Origin of the sequence: Streptomyces phyllanthi, assembly GCF_009377205.1 — a bacterium.
GTDB classification, from domain to species: domain Bacteria; phylum Actinomycetota; class Actinomycetes; order Streptomycetales; family Streptomycetaceae; genus Streptomyces; species Streptomyces phyllanthi.
This window is the reverse complement of the sequence record NZ_VJZE01000135.1, coordinates 1-20,028: the sequence shown is the minus strand read 5'-3', so window position 1 is coordinate 20,028 and position 20,028 is coordinate 1. Positions and strand designations below refer to the sequence as shown.

Genomic DNA, 20,028 nt, shown 5'->3' with positions numbered 1-20,028 from the left:
TCCCCAGCCCTTGCGGGTGACGCCGAAGTCGACCCAGGTGCCGGTGAAGCGGGTGGCTTCGGTGAGTGTCTGGTAGCCCATGTACTCGGCGAAGGACTCGTTCAGCCAGATGTCGTCCCACCACTTGAGGGTGACGAGGTCGCCGAACCACATGTGGGCCATCTCGTGGGCGATGACCACGGCGCGGGTCTGCCGCTCGGTGTCGGTGACGGCGGAGCGGTAGACGAACTCGTCGCGGAAGGTGACGAGTCCGGGGTTCTCCATGGCGCCCGCGTTGAACTCGGGGACGAATGCCTGGTCGTAGGAGTCGAAGGGGTACGGCTCCTCGAACTTCTCGTGGTAGCGGTCGAAGCAGGCGCGGGTGGTGTCGAGGATCTCGTCGGCGTCGGCGTCGAGGTGGGGGGCGAGGGAGCGGCGGCAGTGGATGCCGAAGGGCAGGCCGCGGTGTTCGGTGCGTACGGAGTGCCAGGGGCCGGCGGCGGCGGCGACCAGGTAGGTGGAGATGGGTGGTGTGGGGGCGGCGCGCCAGCTGCCGTCGTCCTGCTGTTCGGTGATCCCGTTGGCGAGCACGGTCCAGCCTTCGGGGGCTTTCACGGTGAGTTCGAAGACGGCCTTGAGGTCGGGTTGGTCGAAGGCCGGGAAGACGCGCTGCACGTCGTCCATGAACAGCTGTGTGTAGACGTAGGTCTCGCCGTCGGTGGGGTCGGTGAAGCGGTGCATGCCCTCGCCGGTGCGCGAGTAGCGCATGGTGGTGTCGATGCGCAGTTCGTGGTTGCCCGCTGTCAGGTCCTTGAGGGGCAGCCGGTTCTCGTCCAGGGTGAGGGAGTCGGGGTCGAGTGGCTTGCCGTCGAGGGTGACGGATCGCAGTTCGGCGGGCTTGAGCTCGACGAAGGTGTCCGTGGTTTCCTGGTTCCCGCGTACGGTGAAGTGGATGGCGGTGCGGGAGTGGAACAGCTCGTCGCCGTGTGTCAGGTCGAGGTCGATCTCGTACCGGTGGACGTCGAGGAGCTTGGCACGGGTCTGCGCTTCGTCGCGCGTCAGAACGGACATGGGGCAATGCTGCCTGATGGCGCTGACCAGGCACAGGGGCAGGTCGTTACATGGCTTTTGTCCGGGCGTACCTGCGGCCGTCGTCCAGTTGTGCGTGCGATGCTCGCGCGTCTGCTTCAGTGCCGTGGTCTCAGGCCGACCAGTCCTCCGTGGGTTTTTCGTCCTCCACGTCGTCGTGGGTGCCGTGGCCCAGGCGCGGGACGGGGATCCGTCTGTCGGCGTGGGGCGGGACCAGCTCGGCGTCGGGCTGGGGGGTCTGGTCCCTGAGGCGGGCGCGCAGGTCCTGTATCTCCCGTTCCAGGGCTCGGCTGCGCTGGTGGGCGTCGTAGAGGTAGCGCACCTTGGTGCGCAGGGCCCAGGGGTCGACGGGTTTCATGACGAGGTCGGCGACGCCGAGTGTGAAGGCGCTGGTGGCGAGTTCCGCGTCGGGGCCGAAGCCGGTGAGCAGGATGACGGGTATGTGCTGGGTCTGTTCCAGGCGCCGCAGGTAGTGCACGACGTCGAGGCCGCTGACGCCGGGCATGCGGACGTCCAGGAGCAGCAGTCCGACCTGGCCGCGCAGGACCTCTTTGAGTGCCGCGTCGCCACTGGTGGCTCGCGTCAGCCGGTAGCCCAGGGGCGCGAGTGCGCTCTCCAGGGCGTACAGCGTGTCCTCATGGTCGTCGACAATGAGGATCTTGGCATCCGACGGCATGGCCTGGCGTCCCCTCGTTTAGGCCACCTCAGCTTAGGCCCGGATACCTCACCGCGCGTACCCGCGGCCTGACGAAGAGTGCTCACGCAGGATGCCTCCTGGTGGGCGTGGTGTCACTCCCTGGGACCGGTCGCGCCGTTCACGGTGCCGTCCGCGATCCGTTCGTGGTGGCGGATCACCTCGGCGATGATGAAGTTGAGGAGTTTCTCGGCGAACGCCGGGTCCAGTCGGGCGTTCTCGGCGAGGCTGCGCAGGCGGGCGATCTGCTGGGCCTCGCGTGCGGGGTCTGCGGGTGGCAGTTGGTGGGCGGCCTTGAGGTGGCCGACCTGCTGGGTGCATTTGAAGCGCTCGGCGAGCATGTGGACGACGGCGGCGTCGATGTTGTCGATGCTCTCCCGCAGCCGGGCGAGCTCGGCGCGGATCGCCGGGTCGACGTCACCGGTGGCGGTGCTGCTGGTGGTCATGGGCGTCACCCTACGGGGTGTACGGCTGGTCGGCTCTCGGGCGGCTCTGCTGGGCGCGGAAGTGGATCGGGGCGAGGCCGACGCGGCGTGTGAACAGGCGTGAGAAGTAGGCGGGGTCGTCGTATCCGACGCGGCGGGCCACGGCGGCGACGGGGAGGTCGGTGGCGGCGAGCAGTTCCTTGGCGCGGTCGAGGCGGATGCGCAGGAGGTAGTCCTTGGGGCTGCAGCCGGCGCCGCGTCGGACGGCGGTGCGCAGTTCGGCGGTGGTCATGCCGTGCCGGGCGGCGTGTTCGGCGACCGACAGGGGCCGGCAGGCGTCGCGGGCGAGGGCCTGCAGGAGCCGGTCGCCGTCGGGGGCCAGGTCGGCGCGGGCGCCGCGCAGGGTCACGAGGAGTTCGTGGAGGGCGGCGCCCGCCTCCACCTCGGGCAGGGGGGTGTCGCGTTGGACGGTGCGGGCGATGCGGCCGATGACGGCGCGGGCGCCGGAGGCGTCGGAGAGGGGTACGACGGGGCGGTCGGGTTCGATGCAGCCGAGTTCGGTGTAGGCCTCGGTGGCGGGTCCGGTGAAGGCGACCCAGCTCTCGTCCCAGTGCGGGTCGGGCCCGTAGTGGTGTGGTACGCCGGGGGTGAGCCAGAGCAGGACGGGTGCGGTGACTTGGATGCGGGGTCCGTCGGCGGCCCGGAACCAGCCGCCGCCCGCGCTGATCACGACGGCCACGTGGTGGTCGAGGGTGCGTGGTCCGACGGTGGGCAGCTCGCCGTACTGCAGTCCGACGCCGAGGCAGGCGAGGCCGAGCCGGTGGAGCTCGGGGCCGGGCGTGAAGTACCGCATCCAGGTGTGGTAGGCGTGTCTCCTTCCGTCCACCGGGCCCTCACTTTCGTCCAACCGTCGTCGATCTTTGTCCATGGACGGTTTCGCCGCCAGGGGCGAGGGTGGCTTCATGAGTGAATTCACGGTCGGGGACACGGACTTCCTGCTGGACGGGCGCCCGGTGCGACTGCTGTCGGGTGCGGTGCACTACTTCCGGGTGCCGGAGGAGCACTGGGGCCACCGTCTGGCGATGCTGCGGGCGATGGGCCTCAACTGCGTGGAGACGTACGTGCCGTGGAACCTGCACGAGCCGCGGCCGGGCGAGTTCCGTGAGGTGGGGCAGCTGGGCCGGTTCCTGGACGCGGCGCGGGAGGCGGGGCTGTGGGCGATCGTGCGCCCGGGGCCGTACATCTGCGCGGAGTGGGAGAACGGCGGGCTGCCGCACTGGGTGACGGGGCAGCTGCGCACACGGGACGAGCGTTTCCTGGAGCCGGTGGAGCGCTGGTTCCGGCATCTGCTGGGCGAGGTCGTGCCGCGGCAGATCGACCGGGGCGGGCCGGTGATCATGGTGCAGGTCGAGAACGAGTACGGCAGCTACGGCACCGACCAGGTGTACCTGGGCCGGCTGGTCGACCTGTTGCGTGCCGAGGGTGTGACGGTGCCGCTGTTCACGGCGGACGGTCCGGAGGACCACATGCTCACCGGCGGGTCGGTCCCGGGGCTGCTCGCGACGGCCACGTTCGGCTCCCGCGCGCGTGAGGCGTTCGACGTGCTGCGCAGGCACCGTCCCACGGGTCCGCTGATGTGCATGGAGTGGTGGTGCGGCTGGTTCACCCACTGGGACGGGGAACCGGCGGCGCGTGACGCCGAGGACGCCGCGGGGTCGCTGCGCGAGATCCTGGAGTGCGGTGCGTCGGTGAACCTGTACATGGCGCACGGCGGCACGAACTTCGCGGGCTGGGCGGGCGCGAACCGGGGTGGCGGCGTCCTGCACGACGGTCCGCTGTTCCCGGATGTCACGTCGTACGACTACGACGCGCCGATCGACGAGATCGGGCGCCCCACGGACAAGTTCTGGCGTTTCCGGGAGATCCTCGCGGAGTACGCGGACGGCCCCCTGCCCGATGTCCCGCCCCCGCCGGCGTCCCTGGGTGAGGCCTCGCCGGCGGAACTCACCGCGTGGGCGCCCCTGGACGAGGTACTGGAGGCGCGCGGCGGCCCGGCGGTCGAGTCGCCGATGCCGCCCACGTTCGAGGAACTGGACGTGGACCGGGGCCTGGTGCGCTACTCCGTGGAGATTCCGGGCCCCCGTGAGCCGTACCCGCTGCTCGCGCGCGGGCTGCGTGATCTGGCGGTGGTGTACGTCGACGGGGAGCGGGCCGGGGTGCTCACCGAGGAGGAGCCCCAGCTGAAGGAGCCCGTCGCGGGTCCCGCGCGCGTGGAGCTGTGGGTGGAGTCCCTGGGCAGGGCCAATTACGGGCCGCGGCTCGGCGAGCCGAAGGGCATCACCGGGGGTGTCCTGCACGAGCGGGCGTTCGTGCAGGGTGTACGCGCGCGTGGGCTGCGTCTCGACGCGCTGGACGACGTGGACGGCGTGCCGCTGCGTGAGCTGTCCGGGGAGGGTGCCCCCGGGCTGTACCGCGGCGTGTTCGAGGTGCGCGGGGCCGGGGACGCGTATCTGGCGCTGCCGGGCTGGACACGTGGCTTCGTCTGGGTCAACGGCTGCAACCTGGGCCGCTACTGGTCCGTGGGTCCGCAGGACGCGCTGTACGTGCCGGGCCCGGTGCTGCGCGAGGGCGGGAACGACGTGTGGGTGCTGGAGTTCGAGACGGCGGGTGACGCGCTGGTGCTGCGGCGGCCGTGACCGGGCGAGGGCCTGTCCGGCGGATCGGGTTCGGACAGGCCCTGGGCGTCCGCGGCGGTCGTGCACCGCGGACGCCCGTGCAGCGGATGCCGGGTGGTAAAGGCGTTCTCCGTACGGAAGCTGCCGAGGAGGCAGCCGTGCGGTGGACGCTATGGGCGCTGCGGAGAGAGCCGTACAGCGGGTGTCACAGGGTGGCGGCCGCCTGGGTTATGGCCGTGGCGAAGGTCGACACCTCGGTGTAGACGCCGGGGGCGTCGGGACGGGCGCAGCCCTCGCCCCAGCTGACGATGCCGACCTGGATCCAGGCACCGGTGTCGTCCTTGCGGAACATCGGGCCGCCGGAGTCGCCCTGGCAGGTGTCGACGCCGCCCTCCTCGAAGCCGGCGCAGATCTCCTCGCCGGGGACCAGGTCGCTGTAGATGCCGCCGGAGGCCTCGCAGGTGGCGTCGTCGACGAACGGCACGGTCGCCTTGAGGAGGTAGCGCTGCTGGGCTCCGCCCTCGCGAGCCGCGCCCCAGCCGGCGACGGTGAAGTCACCGGTGTTGTACTGCGTGGTGGTGGCGATCTTCAGCGTGGGCAGGTTGATGGGCTGGGCGAGCTTGATGAGCGCCCAGTCCTTGCCGGTGCCGTTGTAGCCGGGGGCCTGGAGGACCTTGGTGGAACGGACCTGGACACGGCCGGTGGTGGACTGGAGGTCCACGACACCGGCGGTGGCGGTGATGCTGGTGTTGTTGCCGGAGCCGTTCACGCAGTGGGCGGCGGTGAGCACGATCTGCTGGGTGAGCAGGGAGCCGCCGCAGCCCATGGAGAGCCGGACCATGAACGGGAACTCGCCCTGCGCGGCGCGGGTTCCGCCCACGACCGGTGCGGGCGCGGCATGTGCGCTGACGGGCTGGAGGCTGGCGACGGCGAGGGCGGCGGCACCGGTGGCCGCGGCTCTCTTGAGCCAGGAGATCAGCTTGTTCAACGGATTTCCTTTCGTGGGGGGTGAAACACGCATGACAGGTTCATGCCAACCAGCAGGAGACATGACCCCGTCAACACGTCTGTGAAGTATGAAGATCCGCCATCACGGGCGACAAGGACCGCATTCCGGCCACGGGACGGCCCCGACGGACTGCACCCTGGTGTCCGCAACCGGCGAAAATGGGCGCACATCCACTTACAGTGGAGACCTCCGAGGGGGTACGGACGTGGCGAACGGCGGACCGGTCGAGCACGGCTTTCCGCACCTGGACACGGTGCGGGCGGCGATCACCGCGCTGTACAAGCGGCTCTCCCACGACACGATCAGCACGTTCGCCACCAGCGTGGCCCCCGCCGACGTGGCCTTCTGCGACACGGACGACCTCCACCTGGGCGCACAGCGCGTGGCCCGCGAGCTGGTGCTGCACTACCGGCTGCCCGACGCCCGGATGATCATCAGCTTCCGCGAGATGACCCACGCGGCCAATGTCGAACTGACGTCGGGCCCCGAGTACTTCATCGAGCTCAACGACCGCTTCCGCACCCACCGCCGGGACATCGGCGCGGCCCTCGCCCACGAGGTCATGCACGTCTATCTGCACCGCCTCGGCCTGTCTTTCCCCGGCACCCGTGACAACGAGATCCTCACGGACACGGCGACGACGTACCTGGGCGCGGGCTGGCTCCTGCTGGACGCCTACCGGGAGGACCAGGTCTCCTCGCAGAAGCTGGGCTACCTCACCCCGGAGGAGTTCGGCTACGTGCTCGCGAAGCGGGCGGCGCTCTTCGGCGAGGACCCGTCGATCTGGTTCACCAGCCCGCAGGCGCACACCGCGTACACCCGGGGCGCGGCCAGGGCCCGCCACGACGAGCAGCAGCCCCCGCTGACGGCCGCCGGATGGGCGGGCCGCCGCCGCTACGCCAAGGACCGCCGCTCGGCCCAGGACGGCCGCTCCGTCCAGGACCACCCCTACGCCCAGGACCACCCGCCGGGCCCGCAGCCGGGGGTGCCGTACAGGTTCACGCCCGACGGCCGGGGCCCACTGCGGGTCTCCTTCCCCTGCCCCACGTGCCACCAGCGGATCAGGGTCCCGGTCCGGGGCCGGGTCCGCGCCCGCTGCGGGCTGTGCCGGACGGTGCTGGAGTGCGACACCTAGGCGGTTTCGTAAGTGCGACACCCAGGGGACGGTATGACGGTGGCGGCGCAGACCTCGGTGCCGGGCCCGCGTCAACCAAACCCTTCGCGCCAACCAACCCTTCGCGCCAACTAACCCTTTGCGTCAACCGGGCTGCGCGGGTGACGCTCGTAAGGATGAACGAGCACGGACCAGCCAGGGACGCAGGCAAGGATGCGGGCCTCTTCACGGCGGTGTACGAGAGGGCCGAGGACGCGGTGGTACGGCTGCTGCGCGACGGCGCGAGCCCGGAGGCGACGGACGAGGACGGCCAGTCCGTCCTGTACCTGGCGGCCCTGAGAGACGATCCCGCCATCGCGCGCCTGCTCCTGGCGGCGGGCGCCGACCCCGACCGCCTCAGCGCGGGCGCGGACTCCCCGCTGTGCGGCGCGGCCTGCGGGGGCCACACGGAGGTCGTACGCGCCCTGCTGACGGCCGGGGCGACACCCGATCTGGAGGAGGAGCTGGGCTTCACCGCGCTGACGTGGGCGGTACAGCGGGGCAACACCGGCGTACTGGTGGCCCTCCTCGAGTCCGGCGCGGACCCGAACCGCCCCGGCCCGACGGGCGAACCCCCGCTCGTGGCAGCCGCCCGCCGAGGCTCCCTGTCCTGTGTACGGGCCCTCCTGGACCACGGTGCCCACGCGCGCGTGGAGGCCCTGGCGGAGGCGCGACGCTGGCTGACTGTGGACATCGCCGCTGAGCTCCGAGCGGGCCTTGAACAGACGTACGGGCCGGGCCACGAAGTGACTGTCCAGCGCGTCCCGGAGGACGGCGGAATCACGGTCGTGGTCGAACTCCACACGAGCAGCCGGGCAGTGGCGGGCAACGACCAGCAGACTGGGCATGCGGAGATCGTGGGGCTCTTGGAGGCCCGCGCCGGCGGAAGGCCCTGACTACGGCCAAGGCCACACCTGCGGCGAAGGCGGTGCCGGCTGCCCCATGTGGCTTCGGTAACCGGGGGCTTCGGCGGCCAGCGGCCTCGGCGCCCAGCGACCTCGGCGCCCGACCGCTCCACCGGCCAGCAGCCTCGGTGGCCAGCGGCTCCTGCGGCCGCCCCCTCCGGCGCCCAGCGACTTCGGCGGCCAGCGGCTCCGACGGCCGACCGCTCCGGCGCCCGACGCTTCAGCGGCCAGCAGCCTCGGTGCCCAGCGGCTCCGACGGCCGACCGCTCCGGCGCCCGACGCTTCGGCGGCCAGCAGCCTCGATGACCAGCGGCCTCGGCGCCCGACCGCTCCGGCGCCCGACGCTTCGGCGGCCAGCAGCCTCGATGCCCAGCCGCTCCGACGCCCGACCACTCCGGCGCCCAGCGACTTCGGCGCCCAGCGGCTCCGACGCCAGCGACCTCGGCGGCCAGCGGCTGCGGCACCCGACCGCTCCGACGCCCGACCACTCCGGCGCCCGACGCTTCAGCGGCCAGCGACCTCGGCGCCCAGCCGCTCCGACGCCCGACCCCTCCAGCGCCCAACGCTTCGGCGGCCAGCGGCTCCGACGGCCAGCAGCCTCGGCGCCCAGCGGCTCCGACGACCAGCAGCCTCGATGGCCGACGGCTGCGACTCCCGACCGCTCCGACGGCCGACCGCTCCGGCGCCCGGCGCTTCGGCGGCCAGTGGCTTCGGCCGTTGACGGCTTTGAGGGCAACTCTCGGCCGTCATGGTGGCGTTGCGCGGGTTCGACGGCCGGGCCGCCGGGTCCGCGGCCGTGTCACCCCGCCCCGTACACCGGTCGCGGTAGCTCCGCCTCGGCGACGAGCTTGAGCGCGGTCTCGCCCGCCTCGGCCGGGGTCCGGCGGGCTCCCTTGTCGGCGGTCGGTCCCGGTCGCCAGCCCTCCATGACCGTGATGCGCCCGCCCTCGGTCTCGAAGACCCGCCCGGTCACACCCGCGCTCGCCGCGGAGCCCAGCCACACCACCAGCGGCGAGACGTTCTCCGGCGCCATGGCGTCGAAGCCGGTGCCGGGCGCGGCCATCGTGTCGGCGAAGGCGCGCTCCGTCATACGGGTACGGGCCGCCGGAGCGATCGCGTTGACGTGGACCCCGTACCGGCCCAGCTCGGCCGCCGCGACCAGGGTCAGCCCGACGATCCCGGCCTTCGCGGCACTGTAGTTGCCCTGCCCGACCGAGCCCGCGAGGCCCGCCCCGCTACTGGTGTTGACGACCCGGGCGACCGGGGTCCGCCCGGCCTTGGTCTCGGCCCTCCAGTGCGCCGCCGCGTGCCTCAGCGGCAGGAAGTGCCCCTTCAGATGGACGCGCATCACGGCGTCCCAGTCGTCCTCGTCGAGGTTGACGAGCATCCGGTCGCGCAGGAACCCCGCGTTGTTGACGAGGGTGTCGAGCCGGCCGTACGTCTCCAGCGCGGTGCGGACGAGGGACGCGGCGCCCTCGTTCGTGGCGATGTCGCCGCCATGGGCGACCGCCTCTCCGCCGGCCGCGCGGATCTCGTCGGCGACCTGGGCCGCCGGGCTGTCGGGGCCCGGCGTCCCGTCGAGGCCGACGCCCAGGTCGTTGACGACGACTCGGGCGCCCTCCGCGGCGTACGCGAGGGCGTGGGCGCGCCCCAGTCCGCGCCCCGCGCCGGTGACGATGACGACGCGCTCCTCACAGAGCCGGCGTGAGCTCATCCTTGTTCTCCTCCCTTGGTGGCTTGCCTGGTGGGTTCCCCGGTGACTTCAGTGGCAGCTCCTGCGGCGGGTTCGTCGACGGCTCCGGTGATTGCTTCGTCGACGGCTCCGCTGGTTGCTTCGTCGACGGCTTGCTTGTTGGCGGACGCCGCGTCGAGGAACGCGGGCCGCTCGCCGCCGCCGTGGACGAGGAGCGAGGCCCCGGTGATGTACGCGGCCGCGTCGGAGGCGAGGAAGACGGCGGCCTCGCCGATGTCGGACGGCTCGGCGAGGCGGCCCAGCGGAACCGTGCGGGCGACGGCCGCGATGCCGTCCTCGTCGCCGTAGTGGAGGTGGGAGAGCTCGGTGCGGACCATGCCGAGGACGAGCGTGTTGACGCGGATGTACGGGGCCCACTCCACGGCCATCGAACGGGCCAGATGCTCCAGCCCCGCCTTGGCCGCGCCGTACGCCGCGGTCCCGGGCGAGGGACGGGCCCCGCTCACGCTGCCGATCATCACGATGGCCCCCCTGGACCGCTTGAGGTACTCGTACGCGGCGAGAGAGGCGGTGAGCGGTGTGGTGAGGTTGAGTTCGATGACGCGGGCGTGGCGGCGGATGTCGGTGCCGGTGTCGTCGGCGAGGGGCCGGTAGGGGCTGCCGCCGGCGTTGTTGACCAGGACGTCGAGGCGGGGCAGCGCGGCGAAGAACCGGTGCACGGCGGTGGGGTCGCGCAGGTCCACCGCTGTGAACCGGGCGCCGTCGACCGGCACTTCGGGCGGTCTGCGGGCACAGACCACGACCTCGGCTCCCGCCCCCACGAAGGCGCGCGCGATTCCGGCGCCGACACCGCGCGTGCCCCCGGTGACGACGACGAGCTTTCCCCTCAGCCGCCGGCTGTCTTGCTGCCCGGCTCGCTGTCCGGAGTTATCCACAGGCTCTCCCGCGGGCTTCCGTTCGCTGCTACCTTCGACATCGATCGCACCTAACAAACGTTTGGTGGAAAGGTAGCTGATGAGCTGATGGGTGTCTCCACCTCGTCCCCGGAGAAGGGGATTTCCGTCGTCACGGTCGACTTCCCGCCCGTGAACGCGCTGCCGGTGCACGGCTGGTTCCAGCTGGCCGATGCCGTGAACGCGGCGGGGCGTGACGCCGATGTCCGCTGTGTGGTGCTGGCGGCGGAGGGGCGCGGGTTCAACGCGGGGGTGGACATCAAGGAGATACAGGCGGAGGGCGGGACGGCCCTGGTGGGCGCCAACCAGGGGTGCGCCGAGGCCTTCGCCGCGGTGTACGAGTGCGAGGTGCCCGTGGTCGCGGCGGTGCACGGGTTCTGTCTGGGGGGCGGGATAGGCCTGGTGGGCAACGCGGACGCGATCGTGGCGAGCGACGACGCCACGTTCGGTCTGCCCGAGCTGGACCGGGGCGCGCTGGGCGCGGCCACGCACCTGGCCCGGCTGGTCCCCCGGCATCTGATGCGCGCGCTGTACTACACGTCGCGCACGGCGACCGCGGCCGAGCTGCACGCGCACGGGTCGGTGTGGCGGGTCGTGCCGCGCGACGCGCTGCGGTCCGCGGCCCTGGAGCTGGCCCGCGAGATAGCCGCCAAGGACGGCAGGTTGATCCGCCTGGCCAAGGCCGCCATCAACGGCATCGACCCCGTCGACGTCCGCCGCAGCTACCGCTTCGAGCAGGGATTCACCTTCGAGGCGAGCCTCAGCGGGGCGGGCGACCGGGTCCGGAACACCTTCGGGAAGAACGACACCTCGGGGAAGGAGGGGGCACAGGTGGGTGACCATGGCTGACAAGACGATGACCGCCGACGAGGCCGTCTCGCGGCTGGAGAGCGGGATGACCCTCGGCATCGGCGGCTGGGGTTCGCGCCGCAAGCCGATGGCCCTGGTGCGGGCGCTGCTGCGCTCAGGGATCACCGACCTCACCGTCGTGTCGTACGGCGGCCCGGACGTGGGCATGCTGGCGGCCGCCGGGCGGATACGGAAGCTGGTCGCGGCGTTCGCGACGCTCGACTCGATACCGCTGGAGCCGCACTTCCGCGCGGCCCGCGAGCGCGGGGCCTTCGAGCTGATGGAGATCGACGAGGCGATGTTCATGTGGGGGCTGCACGCGGCCGCGAACAGGCTGCCGTTCATACCGGTGCGGGCGGGCGTCGGTTCGGATGTGATGCGGGTCAACCCCGGGTTGCGGACGGTGCGTTCGCCGTACGAGGACGGGGAGACGCTCGTCGCCGTGCCCGCGCTGCGGATGGACGCCGCCCTGGTCCATCTGAACCGCGCCGACCGGCTCGGCAACGGACAGTACCTGGGCCCGGACCCGTACTTCGACGACCTGTTCTGCGAGGCCGCCGACAGCGCGTATGTCTCGTGCGAGCGCATCGTGGACACGGCGGAGCTGACGAAGGAGGCGGCACCGCAGACGCTGCTGGTCGGCCGGCACACGGTGACCGGCGTGGTGGAGGCCCCGAACGGCGCGCACTTCACGTCGTGTGTACCGGACTATGCCCGGGACGAGGCCTTCCAGAGGCACTACGCGAGCACGCCCTGGCCGGAGTTCGCCGAGCGGTTCCTCGACGGGGACGAGCAGGACTACCAGCGGGCCGTGCAGGCCTGGCACAAGGAGCGCGAGGAGAACCCCGAGCGCGAGGGGAAGGTGGGCCCATGAGCGGAGCGACCCGCGCCGACTACTGCGTGATCGCCTGTGCCGAGGCGTGGCGCGGTGCCGGGGAGATCCTCGCGAGCCCCATGGGCCTGATCCCGTCCGTGGGCGCGCGGCTGGCCAGGCTGACCTTCGCCCCGGAGCTGCTGCTCACGGACGGCGAGGCGATGCTCGTCGGTCCGGACGGGACACCGGAGGGCTGGCTGCCGTACCGCAGGCACCTGACCCTGGTCACCGGCGGCAGACGGCACGTGATGATGGGCGCGAGCCAGATCGACCGCCACGGCAACCAGAACATCTCGTGCATCGGAGACTGGGCCCGTCCCAGCCGCCAGCTGCTCGGTGTGCGGGGGGCGCCGGTCAACACGCTGAACAACCCGGTCAGTTACTGGATACCCAGGCATTCGCGGCGGGTCTTCGTCGAGAAGGTCGACATGGTGTGCGGGGTGGGGTACGACCGGGCGGCCGAGCATCCGGGGACGGCCCGTTTCCACAGGATCCCGCGCGTGGTGTCCGATCTGGGGGTCTTCGACTTCGCCACACCCGACCGCTCGATGCGGCTGGCCTCGCTCCACCCGGGGGTCACGATCGAGCGGGTGAAGGAGGCGACGGGGTTCGAGCTGACCGTCCCCGAAGAGGTGCCCCACACCCGCGAACCGACGCCGGAGGAGCTGCGGTTGATCCGCGAGGTACTCGACCCCGGGGGCGCCCGGGAGCGGGAGGTCCCTGCCCCCGTGGCGGTCCAGAGGACGGGGAGCTGATGGACACCGCGCTCACCCGGCTCGTCGGTGTCCGTCACCCCGTGGTGCAGACCGGTATGGGCTGGGTGGCGGGCCCCCGCCTGGTCTCCGCCACGGCGAACGCGGGCGCGCTCGGCATCCTTGCCTCCGCGACCATGACGCTCGACCAGCTCCGGGACGCGACAAGGGAGGTGAGGTCCCGTACGGACGCGCCGTTCGGGGTGAATCTGCGTGCCGACGCGGGGGACGCCCATGACCGGGTGCGGATCATCATCGAGGAGGGGGTCCATGTGGCGTCCTTCGCGCTGGCGCCCTCCAGGGAGCTGATCACCGAGCTCAAGGACGCCGGTGTGGTCGTGATCCCGTCCATAGGCGCCCGCCGGCACGCCGAGAAGGTGGCCGCGTGGGGTGCGGACGCGGTGATCGTGCAGGGCGGCGAGGGTGGCGGGCACACGGGCGAGGTGGCGACGACCGTGCTGCTCCCCCAGGTCGTCGACGCGGTGGACCTACCGGTGGTGGCGGCGGGCGGCTTCCGCGACGGGCGCGGTCTGGTGGCGGCGCTGGCGTTGGGGGCGGCGGGGATCGCCATGGGCACGCGGTTTCTGCTGACCTCCGACTCGACGGTTCCCGACGCGGTGAAGGCGAGATACCTCACGGCGACGGTCCGGGACGTCACGGTCACGACAGCGGTGGACGGGCTGCCGCACCGGATGCTGCGGACGGAGTTCGTGGACGCCCTGGAGAGGTCCGGGCGCTCGAGAGCGCTGCTTCGGGCGGTCCGCCATGCTGCCGGTTTCCGCAGGGTGTCCGGGCTGTCCTGGCTCCGGATGGTCCGCGACGGGCTCGCCATGCGGCACGGCAAGGACCTCTCCTGGAGTCAGGTCCTGCTCGCCGCCAACACCCCGATGCTCCTCAAGGCGTCGATGGTGGAGGGTCGTACGGATCTCGGTGTGATGGCGTCCGGGCAGGTCGCCGGGGTGATCGACGACCTGCCGTCGTGCGTGGAGCTGATGGACCGGATCATGGCGGAGGCGGAGGAGACGCTGAAGACCCTGGAGGCGCTCGGAGCCGTCCGGTGACCGTCGCTTCTCCGCTCATGATCCGCTCGGAGCCGCTCGATGGTCAGCTCAGAGTCGCTCGATGATCGTCACGTTCGCCTGGCCGCCGCCCTCGCACATGGTCTGCAGGCCGTAGCGGGCGCCCGTGCGTTCCAGCTCGTGGAGGAGGGTCGTCATCAGCTTGACGCCGGTGGCGCCGAGGGGGTGGCCGAGGGCGATGGCGCCGCCGTTGACGTTGACCTTGTCCGGGTCGGCGCCGGTCTCCTTCAGCCAGGCCAGGATGACGGGTGCGAAGGCCTCGTTGATCTCGACGAGGTCGATGTCGTCCAGGGCGAGACCGGTCTTCTTCAGGGCGTGCGCGGTCGCCGGGATGGGGGCGGTGAGCATCCGGATGGGGTCCTCGCCGCGGACGGAGAGGTGGTGGACGCGGGCGCGCGGGGTCAGCCCGTGTTCCCGTACGGCCTGTTCGGAGGCGAGCAGCAGTGCGGCGGCGCCGTCGGAGACCTGGGAGGAGCAGGCGGCGGTGATCGTGCCGCCGTCGATCACCGGCTTCAGGGCGGCCATCTTCTCCAGTGAGGTGTCACGGCGCGGGCCCTCGTCGGCCGTCACGTCCCCGTACGGGACGGTCTCGCGCTCGAAGCGGCCCTCGTCGATGGCCCGGACCGCCCGCTGGTGGGAGCGCAGGGCGTACTCCTCCTGGTCGCGGCGGCTGATGCCCCACTTGGCGGCGATCATCTCGGCGCCGGCGAACTGGTTCACGGGCCGGTCCCCGTAGCGGGCGCGCCAGCCCTCGCTGCCCGCGAAGGGGCCCTCGGTGAGGCCGAGCGGTACGGCGGCCTGACGGGAGGCGAAGGCGATGGGGATCATCGACATGTTCTGGACGCCGCCCGCGACGACCAGGTCCTGGGTTCCGGACAGCACGGCCTGTGCGGCGAAGTGCACGGCCTGTTGGGAGGAGCCGCACTGCCGGTCGACGGTCACGCCCGGCACCTCCTCGGGCAGTCCGGCGGCCAGCCAGCAGGTGCGGGCGATGTCCCCGGCCTGCGGCCCCACCGTGTCCAGACAGCCGAACACCACGTCCTCGACCGCGGACGGGTCGATGCCGGAACGTGTGACCAGCTCCTTCAGGACGTGCGCTCCGAGGTCCGCCGGGTGGACCCCGGCCAGTCCTCCCCCGCGCCGCCCGACGGGCGTGCGGACCGCTTCGACGATGTAGGCCTCGGCCATGTCGACTCCCTGGTTTCAACAGCTACAACGGCTCTTCGCGTACGGCGATTCCGTCCAGCACCATCGACAGGTACTGGCGGGCGATCTCCTCCGGGCTGTGCTGTCCGCCGGGCCGGTACCAGGACGCCGCGACCCACACGGTGTCGCGGACGAACCGGTAGGTGAGCCGGACGTCCAGGTCGGCCCGGAAGACCCGGGCGGCGACCCCGCGCTCCAGCGTGGACAGCCACGCCTTCTGGAACTTGCGCTGTGACTCGGCGAGGAACGCGAAGCGTTCCTGCGGGGCGAGCTGTTTGGACTCCTTCTGGTAGATGGCGACGGCCGCGCGGTGCCGGTCGATCTCCCGGAAGGATTCGGTGACCAGGGCCTCCAGGGTCTCCCGGGGCCCGAGCCCGGCGTCCAGGACCGCGTCGTAGCCGTCCCAGAGCTCGTCGAGGAAGGACCGCAGGATCTCCTCCAGCATCGACTCCTTGGAGTCGAAGTGGTAGTAGAGGCTGCCCGCGAGCATCCCGGCGTGGTCCGCGATCTTGCGGACGGTGGTGGCGTTGTAGCCCTGCTCGGCGAAGACCTCGGCGGCGGTGTCGAGGAGTTCGCGCCGCCGCTGCGGTGCTGGCGCCGTGGACTTCTTCGGGGCGGTCACCTGGGGCTTCTTGTTGGTAGGCACGGTCACATTGTGGTCCCGGGGCTAAGGGTGCCGACTGCTGACGGCGACGACCTCGCCGGTCATGTACGAGGAGTAGCCGGAGGCCAGGAAAACGATCACGTTGGCCACCTCCCAGGGTTCGGCGTACCGCCCGAAGGCCTCGCGCGAGGTCAACTCCTCCAGCAGGTCGGCCGACGTCACCTTCACCAGGTGGGGGTGCATCGCGAGGCTCGGCGACACCGCGTTGACCCGCACCCCGTACTCGGTGGCCTCGAGGGCGGCACACCGGGTCAGCGCCATGACGCCCGCCTTCGCCGCCGCGTAGTGCGCCTGGCCGGCCTGGGCGCGCCAGCCCACGACGGACGCGTTGTTGACGATCACTCCGCCGCGGTCGCTCGTGGCGCCCTGCTCGCGAAAGATCCGCAGGGCCGCCCGGGTGCACCGGAAGGTGCCGTTCAGTGTCACGTCGAGCACCTTCGACCACTGCTCGTCCGTCATGTCCACGAGGGCCGAGGTGCCGCCGAGGCCCGCGTTGTTGACGACGATGTCGAGACCGCCGTGCGCGCGGAGCGCCTCCTCGAACAGCGTCCGCACCTGGGTCTCGTCCGTCACGTCGCAGGGCAGCGAGGCGACCGAGGGCGCCCCGAACTCCGCGGCCAGCTCGGTCTCGTACTCCTTGAGGCGGCGTGCGTGGGCGTCGCTGATCAGCACGCGGGCGCCCTCTTCGAGGAACCGGCGCGCGGTGGCCCCGCCGATCCCCGCACCGGCCGCTGCGGTGATGACGGCGGCGCGCCCCCGCAACAGTCCGTGACCGGGCACGTAGGCCGGCCCCTCGACGTCTGTCATACGCCCACGCTAACCTACCAAACACTTGTTAGGGAAGAACGGCAGCGAAGGACGGTGCCCGGTGGATCTCACGAACTCCCCCGCCGACGAGGCGTTCCGCGCCGAGGCCCGGGCCTGGCTCGACGCCCATGTGCCGGCTGAGCCGCTGCCCTCCCTGGAGACCGAGGAGGGCTTCGCGGCCCACCGCGCCTGGGAGGCCGAGCTCGCGGCGGACCGCTGGTCGGTGGTGTCCTGGCCCGAGGAGTTCGGCGGCCGGGGCGCCGACGTCTTCCGGTGGCTGGTCTTCGAGGAGGAGTACTACGCGGCGGGCGCCCCGGGCCGGGTCGGTCAGAACGGCATCAGCCTCCTGGCCCCGACGCTCTTCGAACACGGCACCGAGGAGCAGCGCGCGCGCGTGCTGCCGTCGATGGCGACCGGCGAGACGGTCTGGGCGCAGGCCTGGTCGGAGCCGGAGGCGGGGTCGGACCTGGCCTCGCTCACCTCGCGCGCGGTGCGCACCGACGGCGGCTGGCTCCTGAGCGGGCAGAAGACGTGGTCGTCGCGGGCGGCGTTCGCGGACCGGGCGTTCGGCCTGTTCCGCAGCGAGCCGGGCACCCCGAGACCCCACCAGGGCCTCACCTACCTGATGTTCGACCTCCACGCACCCGGGGTCACGGTCCGGCCCATAGGGCGCCTCGACGGCAAGCCCGCCTTCGCCGAGCTGTTCCTGGACGAGGTCCTCGTCCCCGACGAGGACGTGATCGGCGAGCCCGGGCAGGGCTGGCGCATCGCCATGTCGACCACGGCCGAGGAGCGCGGGCTCACGCTCCGCTCCCCCGGCCGCTTCCTCGCCGCCGCCGACCGCCTGGCCGCGCTCTGGCGTGAGGGCGGCGAGGATCCGTTCACCCGGGACCGCGTGGCCGACGCCCTGATCGGTGCCCGCGCGTACCAGCTCTTCACGTACGCCGCGGCCTCCCGCTCCGCCGCGGGCGAGCGGCTCGGCCCGGAGTCCAGCCTGAACAAGGTCTTCTGGTCCGAGTACGACATCGCGCTGCACGAGACGGCGCTGGACCTCCTGGGCGAGGAGGGCGAGTCGGCGGACACGGGCTGGTCGGAGAGTTATGTGTTCTCCCTGGCGGGCCCCGTCTACGCCGGTACGAACGAGATCCAGCGCGACATCATCGCCGAGCGCCTCCTCGGCCTGCCGAGGGGCCGCCGCTGATGAGCCCCGCTCTCCGCACGCGACTCCACCACGCACGAGTCCACCACGTACGAGTCCACCACGCGCGAGTCCACCGCTCGAAAGGGCCCTCCTGATGCGCTTCCTCCTCGACACCGAGCAGCGGGCGTTCGCCGGCTCGCTGGACGCGATGCTGACGGCCGCGGACACACCGTCGGTCGTACGGGACTGGAGTCGCGGTGACCACGCGAAGGGCCGTGCGCTGTGGTCCCGTGTCGCCGGGGCGGGGGTGTTCGCCCTGGCGGTCCCGGAGGAGTACGAGGGGGTGGGCCGTCTTCCCCTCGACCTGGCCGTCGCCTTCGTCGAGCTGGGTCGGCACGCGGTACCCGGCCCGCTGGTGGAGACGGTCACCGCGGCGGCTCTTCTCTCGGAGCTGGGCGACCCGGCCCCGGCGAAACGCCTGCTCCCGGCCCTGGCCTCGGGCGAGTCGATGGCGACCGTCGCGCGGCGGGGGTCGTATGCCCTCGACGGCGACGCGGTCGCGGTCCGTCTGTCCCTGACCGACGGGGAGGTGCGCCTCTCCCCCGGTCACGGCCCGGTCCGCGCCTCCCTGGACCCGGCCCGGCGCCGCACGCACCTGCACCCGGGCGGTGAACTCCTCGCCACCGCCCCGCCCTTCGCCACCGCCCTCCTCTGGGCACGGCTCGCCACGGCCGCCCAGGCGCTCGGCGTCGGGCTCGCGCTGCTCGACCGGACCGTGGCGTACGTACGGCAGCGGACGCAGTTCGGGGTCCCCATAGGCTCGTTCCAGGCGGTGAAGCACCGGCTGGCGGACGCCAAGGTGGCCCTGGAGTTCGCGCGCCCGCTGGTCCTGGGTGCCGCCGCGACCCTGGACCCGGCCGACGTGGCCGCCGCCAAGGTCACCGCCTGCGAGGCCGCGTACACCACCGCGCGCACGGCCCTGCAGCTGCACGGCGCGATCGGCTACACGGCGGAGTACGACCTCTCGCTCTGGCTGACCAAGGCCCGTGCCCTGCGCACGGCGTGGGGCACTCCGGGCGAGTGCAGGGCGGTGGTCGTCAGCGGGTGATGGCCAGGGATCAGGCCCTCGGCCGCGGCCCGGCGGCTGGCGGTATGCGGTCGGCGGTATGCGGTCGCGGTATGCGGTGGGCGGTCGGCGGTCGGTCCTCAGCCGACGATTCCCAGGCCACGGGCCGCCGCCAGCCACGCCGGGAACTCGCCCAGCAGCCGGTCGTACAGCTCGCCGTCGGACACCGCGCGGGGATCCTCGCCGGCGTGGAAGAACCCGGCGTTGTCGACCACCCGCTTGCCCGGCACCGCCAGCTCGTCGAGCTTGCGCAGGAAGTCGAACTGCTTGCTGTCCGGGTCCCCGAACCCGATGAACTGCCAGAACAGCGGGAGCCGGGCCGCCTTGCACAGATACCGTTCGGCGGCGAGCCTGTTGATCGGCCCGCCGTCGGTCTGGAAGACGACGAGGGCGGGGTTCCTGGAGCCGCTGTCCAGGTAGTGGTCGATGACGGCGTCCATGGCCAGGTGGTAGCTGGTCTTGCCCATGTGCCCGAGTCCGGCCACGATCCCCTCGATCCGGCCCTGGTGGCCGGCGAGGGCGATGTCGGTGACGGCGTCGACGTCCGTGGAGAAGAAGACGACGGGCACGGTCCCGTCGTCGTCGAGGTGCGCGGACAGCCCTAGCACCCGGTCGGCGAGGGCCTGCACGGTGCCGTCCTTGTAGTACGGGCGCATGGACCCCGAGTAGTCGACGACGAGGTACACCGCCGCCCGCTGCCCGTCCAGCCCGCGTTTGGTGAGGGAGACTCCGGCGGTCTTGTAGAGGCTGACCAGCGCGGGCGCGGTCTCCTCCACCTTGCTGAGGCTGATCGCGGCCATACCGGCCTCCCCCTTTTCGACGCGGTGCGGGACGGCTGAGGCTACGCCACGGCGGACCCGTCTCTCCCTCCCACCACCGGTCTTCGCTATTTTGTTCGCCGCCGTCCCCACCGGCTCACCGTCAGACCAGCCCGTCAGACCCGCCCCGTCAGACC

General features: G+C 71.9%; 20 protein-coding genes. 9 read left to right on the top strand and 11 right to left on the bottom strand.

Going from position 1 to position 20,028, the window contains the following annotated elements:
- From FNH04_RS20240 to FNH04_RS20225, 4 genes are all read right to left on the bottom strand, one after another.
- On the bottom strand, nt 1-1,050 hold a 1,050-nt coding region (locus tag FNH04_RS20240; RefSeq protein ID WP_265580059.1), incomplete at its 3' end, for a M1 family aminopeptidase.
- Between the two features lie 130 nt (nt 1,051-1,180).
- Entirely contained in the window at nt 1,181-1,744 is a 564-nt protein-coding gene (locus FNH04_RS20235) for a response regulator (RefSeq protein ID WP_152786232.1), read from the bottom strand.
- Nucleotides 1,745-1,857: 113 nt separating this feature from the next.
- Nucleotides 1,858-2,208 carry a chorismate mutase gene (locus FNH04_RS20230; protein ID WP_152786230.1) on the bottom strand — a complete coding sequence of 117 codons (351 nt, stop codon included), beginning with the start codon at nt 2,206-2,208 and terminating at the stop codon, nt 1,858-1,860.
- 10 nt (nt 2,209-2,218) lie between these two features.
- Nucleotides 2,219-3,040, bottom strand: a complete 822-nt coding sequence (locus FNH04_RS20225) for a helix-turn-helix domain-containing protein (RefSeq protein WP_228031521.1) — start codon at nt 3,038-3,040, stop codon at nt 2,219-2,221.
- Nucleotides 3,041-3,149: 109 nt separating this feature from the next.
- Between FNH04_RS20225 and FNH04_RS20220 the strand changes: the two genes are divergently transcribed.
- Entirely contained in the window at nt 3,150-4,883 is a 1,734-nt protein-coding gene (locus tag FNH04_RS20220; protein ID WP_152786228.1) for a glycoside hydrolase family 35 protein, read from the top strand.
- Nucleotides 4,884-5,067: 184 nt separating this feature from the next.
- Here the strand turns inward: FNH04_RS20220 and FNH04_RS20215 are convergent, their stop codons facing one another.
- Entirely contained in the window at nt 5,068-5,883 is an 816-nt protein-coding gene (locus FNH04_RS20215) for a S1 family peptidase (RefSeq protein WP_386573351.1), read from the bottom strand.
- 193 nt (nt 5,884-6,076) lie between these two features.
- On the opposite strand from FNH04_RS20215, the gene FNH04_RS20210 reads away from it, so the two are divergent.
- Nucleotides 6,077-7,006 carry a hypothetical protein gene (locus FNH04_RS20210; RefSeq protein ID WP_322723362.1) on the top strand — a complete coding sequence of 310 codons (930 nt, stop codon included), beginning with the start codon at nt 6,077-6,079 and terminating at the stop codon, nt 7,004-7,006.
- Between the two features lie 155 nt (nt 7,007-7,161).
- Nucleotides 7,162-7,920 carry an ankyrin repeat domain-containing protein gene (locus FNH04_RS20205; RefSeq protein WP_152786224.1) on the top strand — a complete coding sequence of 253 codons (759 nt, stop codon included), beginning with the start codon at nt 7,162-7,164 and terminating at the stop codon, nt 7,918-7,920.
- 808 nt (nt 7,921-8,728) lie between these two features.
- Here FNH04_RS20205 and FNH04_RS20200 read toward each other — a convergent pair.
- The gene (locus FNH04_RS20200) at nt 8,729-9,643 is read right to left on the bottom strand and encodes an SDR family oxidoreductase (RefSeq protein WP_152786222.1); all 915 of its coding nucleotides are present in this window, start codon (nt 9,641-9,643) and stop codon (nt 8,729-8,731) included.
- Nucleotides 9,640-10,512, bottom strand: a complete 873-nt coding sequence (locus tag FNH04_RS20195) for an SDR family oxidoreductase (protein WP_152786234.1) — start codon at nt 10,510-10,512, stop codon at nt 9,640-9,642. Before FNH04_RS20195 ends, FNH04_RS20200 begins: the two co-directional genes overlap by 4 nt.
- A gap of 132 nt (nt 10,513-10,644) precedes the next feature.
- Between FNH04_RS20195 and FNH04_RS20190 the strand changes: the two genes are divergently transcribed.
- Genes FNH04_RS20190 through FNH04_RS20175 form a run of 4 tightly spaced genes read left to right on the top strand, consistent with a single transcriptional unit; the run spans nt 10,645 to nt 14,111 of the window.
- On the top strand, nt 10,645-11,424 hold the full coding sequence (locus FNH04_RS20190) for an enoyl-CoA hydratase family protein (protein WP_152786220.1): 780 nt from the start codon (nt 10,645-10,647) through the stop codon (nt 11,422-11,424).
- A complete protein-coding gene (locus tag FNH04_RS20185) occupies nt 11,417-12,298 on the top strand; it encodes a CoA transferase subunit A (RefSeq protein ID WP_152786218.1) in 882 nt (293 codons plus the stop codon). The genes FNH04_RS20190 and FNH04_RS20185 overlap by 8 nt, the downstream gene beginning before the upstream one ends.
- Nucleotides 12,295-13,053, top strand: coding sequence for a CoA-transferase subunit beta (locus FNH04_RS20180; RefSeq protein WP_152786216.1), 759 nt, complete (start codon nt 12,295-12,297; stop codon nt 13,051-13,053). The genes FNH04_RS20185 and FNH04_RS20180 overlap by 4 nt, the downstream gene beginning before the upstream one ends.
- Nucleotides 13,053-14,111: an NAD(P)H-dependent flavin oxidoreductase gene (locus FNH04_RS20175; RefSeq protein ID WP_152786214.1), complete on the top strand. Its 1,059-nt coding sequence runs from the start codon at nt 13,053-13,055 to the stop codon at nt 14,109-14,111. The genes FNH04_RS20180 and FNH04_RS20175 overlap by 1 nt, the downstream gene beginning before the upstream one ends.
- A gap of 48 nt (nt 14,112-14,159) precedes the next feature.
- Here FNH04_RS20175 and FNH04_RS20170 read toward each other — a convergent pair whose 3' ends face one another.
- From FNH04_RS20170 to FNH04_RS20160, 3 genes are read right to left on the bottom strand one after another with little or no spacing between them, the layout of a single operon-like run.
- Complete coding sequence (locus FNH04_RS20170) at nt 14,160-15,317, bottom strand: acetyl-CoA C-acetyltransferase (RefSeq protein WP_152786212.1); 1,158 nt, start codon at nt 15,315-15,317, stop codon at nt 14,160-14,162.
- Between the two features lie 22 nt (nt 15,318-15,339).
- Nucleotides 15,340-15,981 (bottom strand): TetR/AcrR family transcriptional regulator, encoded by a 642-nt coding sequence (locus FNH04_RS20165; RefSeq protein WP_322723360.1) that lies wholly within the window; start codon nt 15,979-15,981, stop codon nt 15,340-15,342.
- Nucleotides 15,982-16,002: 21 nt separating this feature from the next.
- Nucleotides 16,003-16,806, bottom strand: a complete 804-nt coding sequence (locus FNH04_RS20160) for an SDR family oxidoreductase (RefSeq protein ID WP_152786210.1) — start codon at nt 16,804-16,806, stop codon at nt 16,003-16,005.
- A 61-nt stretch (nt 16,807-16,867) separates the two neighbouring features.
- Between FNH04_RS20160 and FNH04_RS20155 the strand changes: the two genes are divergently transcribed.
- Together FNH04_RS20155 and FNH04_RS20150 are read left to right on the top strand one after the other, a co-directional pair.
- Nucleotides 16,868-18,007, top strand: coding sequence for an acyl-CoA dehydrogenase family protein (locus FNH04_RS20155; protein WP_322723359.1), 1,140 nt, complete (start codon nt 16,868-16,870; stop codon nt 18,005-18,007).
- A 94-nt stretch (nt 18,008-18,101) separates the two neighbouring features.
- Nucleotides 18,102-19,055 (top strand): acyl-CoA dehydrogenase family protein, encoded by a 954-nt coding sequence (locus FNH04_RS20150; RefSeq protein ID WP_152786206.1) that lies wholly within the window; start codon nt 18,102-18,104, stop codon nt 19,053-19,055.
- Between the two features lie 98 nt (nt 19,056-19,153).
- Here FNH04_RS20150 and FNH04_RS20145 read toward each other — a convergent pair whose 3' ends face one another.
- Nucleotides 19,154-19,873, bottom strand: coding sequence for a vWA domain-containing protein (locus FNH04_RS20145; RefSeq protein WP_152786204.1), 720 nt, complete (start codon nt 19,871-19,873; stop codon nt 19,154-19,156).
- Nucleotides 19,874-20,028: the final 155 nt, after the last annotated feature.

Coding starts and splice junctions, on each gene's coding strand:
- FNH04_RS20185 (WP_152786218.1), top strand. CDS start 11,417: ATGGCTGACAAGACGATGACCGCCGACGAGGCCGTCTCGCGGCTGGAG.
- FNH04_RS20225 (WP_228031521.1), bottom strand. CDS start 3,040: ATGCGGTACTTCACGCCCGGCCCCGAGCTCCACCGGCTCGGCCTCGCC.
- FNH04_RS20170 (WP_152786212.1), bottom strand. CDS start 15,317: ATGGCCGAGGCCTACATCGTCGAAGCGGTCCGCACGCCCGTCGGGCGG.
- FNH04_RS20235 (WP_152786232.1), bottom strand. CDS start 1,744: ATGCCGTCGGATGCCAAGATCCTCATTGTCGACGACCATGAGGACACG.
- FNH04_RS20180 (WP_152786216.1), top strand. CDS start 12,295: ATGAGCGGAGCGACCCGCGCCGACTACTGCGTGATCGCCTGTGCCGAG.
- FNH04_RS20190 (WP_152786220.1), top strand. CDS start 10,645: ATGGGTGTCTCCACCTCGTCCCCGGAGAAGGGGATTTCCGTCGTCACG.
- FNH04_RS20205 (WP_152786224.1), top strand. CDS start 7,162: ATGAACGAGCACGGACCAGCCAGGGACGCAGGCAAGGATGCGGGCCTC.
- FNH04_RS20230 (WP_152786230.1), bottom strand. CDS start 2,208: ATGACCACCAGCAGCACCGCCACCGGTGACGTCGACCCGGCGATCCGC.
- FNH04_RS20215 (WP_386573351.1), bottom strand. CDS start 5,883: ATGCGTGTTTCACCCCCCACGAAAGGAAATCCGTTGAACAAGCTGATC.
- FNH04_RS20175 (WP_152786214.1), top strand. CDS start 13,053: ATGGACACCGCGCTCACCCGGCTCGTCGGTGTCCGTCACCCCGTGGTG.
- FNH04_RS20220 (WP_152786228.1), top strand. CDS start 3,150: ATGAGTGAATTCACGGTCGGGGACACGGACTTCCTGCTGGACGGGCGC.
- FNH04_RS20150 (WP_152786206.1), top strand. CDS start 18,102: ATGCGCTTCCTCCTCGACACCGAGCAGCGGGCGTTCGCCGGCTCGCTG.
- FNH04_RS20160 (WP_152786210.1), bottom strand. CDS start 16,806: ATGACAGACGTCGAGGGGCCGGCCTACGTGCCCGGTCACGGACTGTTG.
- FNH04_RS20145 (WP_152786204.1), bottom strand. CDS start 19,873: ATGGCCGCGATCAGCCTCAGCAAGGTGGAGGAGACCGCGCCCGCGCTG.
- FNH04_RS20200 (WP_152786222.1), bottom strand. CDS start 9,643: ATGAGCTCACGCCGGCTCTGTGAGGAGCGCGTCGTCATCGTCACCGGC.